The organism is Bacteroidota bacterium (assembly GCA_018831055.1).
Classification (GTDB): domain Bacteria; phylum Bacteroidota; class Bacteroidia; order Bacteroidales; family B18-G4; genus M55B132.
In genome coordinates, this window is sequence record JAHJRE010000133.1 from 1 (window position 1) to 3896 (window position 3896).

Annotated in this window: 6 protein-coding genes; 4 read left to right on the plus strand and 2 right to left on the minus strand. The window is 41.6% G+C overall.

Features of this window, described 5'->3' with window-relative positions; translation table 11 throughout:
* Window positions 1-204: NUDIX hydrolase (locus KKA81_08245; GenBank protein MBU2650911.1), on the minus strand; the 204-nt coding region annotated here is incomplete at its 3' end.
* A 118-nt stretch (window positions 205-322) separates the two neighbouring features.
* On the opposite strand from KKA81_08245, the gene KKA81_08250 reads away from it, so the two are divergent.
* The gene (locus tag KKA81_08250; protein MBU2650912.1) at window positions 323-964 is read left to right on the plus strand and encodes an orotate phosphoribosyltransferase; all 642 of its coding nucleotides are present in this window, start codon (window positions 323-325) and stop codon (window positions 962-964) included.
* Window positions 965-971: 7 nt separating this feature from the next.
* Window positions 972-1376: a hypothetical protein gene (locus KKA81_08255; protein ID MBU2650913.1), complete on the plus strand. Its 405-nt coding sequence runs from the start codon at window positions 972-974 to the stop codon at window positions 1374-1376.
* Here KKA81_08255 and KKA81_08260 read toward each other — a convergent pair.
* Complete coding sequence (locus KKA81_08260) at window positions 1367-2137, minus strand: biotin--[acetyl-CoA-carboxylase] ligase (GenBank protein MBU2650914.1); 771 nt, start codon at window positions 2135-2137, stop codon at window positions 1367-1369. The genes KKA81_08255 and KKA81_08260 overlap by 10 nt on opposite strands.
* A 193-nt stretch (window positions 2138-2330) precedes the next feature.
* Between KKA81_08260 and rsfS the strand changes: the two genes are divergently transcribed.
* The gene (rsfS, locus tag KKA81_08265) at window positions 2331-2714 is read left to right on the plus strand and encodes a ribosome silencing factor (GenBank protein ID MBU2650915.1); all 384 of its coding nucleotides are present in this window, start codon (window positions 2331-2333) and stop codon (window positions 2712-2714) included.
* Window positions 2715-2737: 23 nt separating this feature from the next.
* Window positions 2738-3896 (plus strand): ATP-dependent metallopeptidase FtsH/Yme1/Tma family protein (locus KKA81_08270; GenBank protein MBU2650916.1); only part of this gene is annotated, 1159 nt, incomplete at its 3' end.

A 3896-nucleotide genomic window follows, 5' to 3' on the forward strand; every position in this document is an offset into this window, starting at 1 on the left:
CCTTTTGCCTTTGGGAAGATCCCAGGTTCCATTCTTGTAAATCATCAGAACCATGTTGTATTCATTGACTACCAGCCCACCGGCTGCTTTAACTAACGGAAATTTATCGATGAAGGTTCTAAACAATTTATCAACATTTCTTTTTCGGAACACCACGAGGTCTTTAGTCTTTCTTTTGTTGATAAAACTTTGAAATTCATCCATTAAGTTTTTCAGGGAGGTGTAGTGAACACGATGGCAGGTACTGCTGCATAAAGTCCTGTTTATATTTTCCGTGAAGCAAATTGATTTATCCTTAATGAAAATCTTATACATTTGTCTCATGATATACAACAAAGAAACTGCATTCCGGACTGCCGAATTGCTTTTGCAAATTAAAGCAATAAAATTGGATGTCGATCATCCTTTTACCTGGGCATCCGGGATTATATCCCCGATTTATTGTGATAACCGGGTAACTCTTTCATATCCAAGGGTAAGGACGTACATACGCCAGGAGTTTGTAAAGGCCATACAAAGTGAGTATGGTGATGTGGATCTGATTGCCGGCGTTGCTACCGGAGGCATAGCACAGGGTGTGTTGGTTGCGCAGGATCTTGATCTTCCCTTCGCCTATGTGCGTGCTTCCAAGAAGGGGCATGGACTGGAAAACCAGATAGAGGGGAGAGTAGAGGCCGGGCAATCGGTTGTAGTGTTGGAAGACCTGATATCAACGGGAGGCAGCAGCCTCAGCGCAGTGGATGCACTAAGGCAGGCAGGCTGCAACGTAAAAGGTATGGTAGCCATATTTACCTATAACCTGCAAAAAGCCACGAACGCCTTTTTAGAACACAAGTGTTCGCTTCTTACTCTTTCCGATTATGATCACCTTATACAAAAAGCCATAGAGATCGATTATATCAGGAGTGAGGATTACAAGACTTTATTGAAATGGCGTGAAAATCCTTCCGAATGGGGAAAATAATTCCGGTATGCAAGTAAAAATCTCAAGCGATAAAATCATTGTCAATAAGCCGGTAAAGGTAATGTATAGTTTCCTGAGCGATTTCAGGAATTTTGAAAAACTAATGCCCGAACAGGTGGTGAACTGGATTGCCGATAAGCTGTCTTGCTCATTTACGATAAGGAACATGGGGGATGTGAATCTCCACATTGCTGAAACAGAAAGCGATGCCAGAGTACACATCAAGTCGGCCGGGAAAACCCCATTCGACTTTGATCTTATTGCCCGAATGGCACCTTCAGGGGATGATGCCACGGAGGTTCATTTCGAAATGAACGCAGATATGCCTCCCATGATTCTGATGATGGCAAAAAAGCCGCTTCAAAACCTTGTTAACCACATGGTGCATAAAGTGAAGGAACATCATTCCTGATCATCAGGCGCAAATACAATTTCTTTTAAATCACATTCCAGGTGTTGCCCGTTTGTATCCTGTAAAAGGAGGTGACCATACTCATTTATTCCGGTTATCCTGGCTAATATCGGATTTCCTTGGTATACATATGGTTTTAATACATTATACCTGTATAATGAATGAAGATATTCGTTGTTGAGAATTTCTTCCCGGTTGTCACGCAAAAGTTTAAAGCGCAAGTATAAGTTGGTTTTCAATGCTTCCTCGATGCCGGAAAGATCCTGCTTTATCCCAGTTTTCAATAAAATGGATGTTGGATTGGGTATCCAACCGGGAAATACTTCCTGGTTAACATTTAATCCAATGCTTATAACTGATTTTGATAGATGGTTTCCCTGGATCTGGTTCCGGATAAGGATGCCGGCGATTTTTTCACTTCCCCAATAAATATCGTTAGGCCATTTTATTTTAATATCAGACATTCCGGGCAAATGGCGGGTCTTTAGTAAATCCAGGATGGCCAGAGAAACAGCCTTACTCAACATAAACTGTCCATCAGCCGGTAAAAAGGATGTATAAATGATCAGACTGGTAAGGAGGTTCTTGCCTCTGTCGCTGAACCAAAGGCTGTTATCCTGACCGATCCCTTGGGTCTGATAGGATGCCGTTATCATCAGATGGTCTTCATCAATCCCTTTGTCGATAAGTCTCGATGCTTCTTCATGTGTAGATCCGATAGTATTGAATCGGATGGTTCTGTATGCCGGTTGACTTTTCATCCTGGAGAATTATAGCATTTTAATAGAAAATATATTCAGCAAAACAAGAGAGGTCAGGAATATTCATATTATTATTAATGTTAATCGGACATTAAGGTTAAACAATAATATAAAATTAATGTTTATACTTGTGCACAGTCTAGGGAGTTGGCTCAAAATTATTTAATTTTGATGCGAATTAAACAGAAATTTAATGATTAAAGACGAAATCCAGGGAACAAAAAGCCTACTGCAAAAAGTCATCGAAGGTATTGAAGAAAAAAAAGGAAAGGATATAGTCCGAATTCATATTGGTTTAAATGACAATTCAATTAGCGACTATTTCGTAATTTGTCACGGTACATCCAAAACGCAGGTGGAAGCCATTGCCGATTCGGTTGTTGATACGGTAAGAAACGAAATAGCTCAAAAACCCTGGCATATTGAAGGGTATGAAAATTCGGAATGGATTTTGATAGATTACGTTGATGTAGTAGTTCACGTTTTTGAAGAAAGCAAAAGAAGTTTCTACAAGCTTGAAGAACTATGGGGAGACTCTGAAATAGAGTATCTTGAAACGAAATATGAATCTGAATAACTTTTGGAAGGGAATAAGTCAGAATGTCAGAAAAGGAAAATACGAAAAACGAGCAACAGAACATCCCTGAGAATAAACCTAAAGGGAATAATAGGGGGAGGTTCAATTTTTATTGGATCTATGCTATTCTGGCCCTGGTTTTCTTTTCGGTATACTTTTTCAATACGGAAGGGTCTGCAAAGAAAACAACCTGGAAAGATTTAAGGCAAATGTTGATCGACCAGGATGTTGAGAGGATAGTTTTGGTAAACGGAAAGACAGCGGAGGTTTATATCAGGGAAGAAAAGCTGTCAGATCCTAAATTTGAGGAACTGTTGCCTAAGGATACACCAGAAGGTGGTCCTCAGTTTTATTTCAATATTACCTCACCGGATACTTTTCACAAAGAGTTGGAAGAGGCCCAGGAAGGAATAGATGATCCTGTATATATCGAAAATGAGACAAGGACGGAATGGAGTCGGGAGGTTCTGGGATGGTTGATCCCAATTGGTGTTTTGGTAATAGTCTGGTTGCTGATCATGCGAATGATGAGCAGGGGAGGTGCCGGTCCCGGCGGACAGATTTTCAACATTGGCAAATCAAAGGCTCAGCTTTTCGACAGGGCGAACAACGTGACTGTCACCTTTAAGGATGTAGCCGGCCTGGAAGAGGCCAAGATGGAAGTTGTGGAGATTGTGGATTTCCTGAAAACTCCTGCTAAATATACCAAACTGGGAGGAAAGATTCCAAAGGGTGCCTTACTGGTAGGGCCTCCGGGAACGGGGAAAACCCTTTTGGCCAAGGCTGTGGCCGGTGAGGCCAAAGTTCCCTTCTTTTCGATATCGGGTTCTGATTTTGTTGAGATGTTTGTTGGTGTTGGAGCATCACGTGTTCGGGATCTCTTCAAGCAAGCCAAGGAGAAAGCCCCCTGTATAATATTTATCGATGAAATTGATGCTATCGGTCGTGCCAGGGGCAAAAATCCCATTACAGGGGCTAACGATGAGAGAGAAAATACACTGAATCAATTGCTTACTGAAATGGACGGTTTCTCCAGCAATACCGGTGTGATCATTCTTGCAGCAACTAACCGTGCTGATATTCTTGACAGAGCACTTATGCGGGCAGGCCGTTTCGACAGGCAGATCCATGTAGAGCTTCCTGACCTGAAAGAAAGAGAATCCATTTTCAAGGTGCATATGC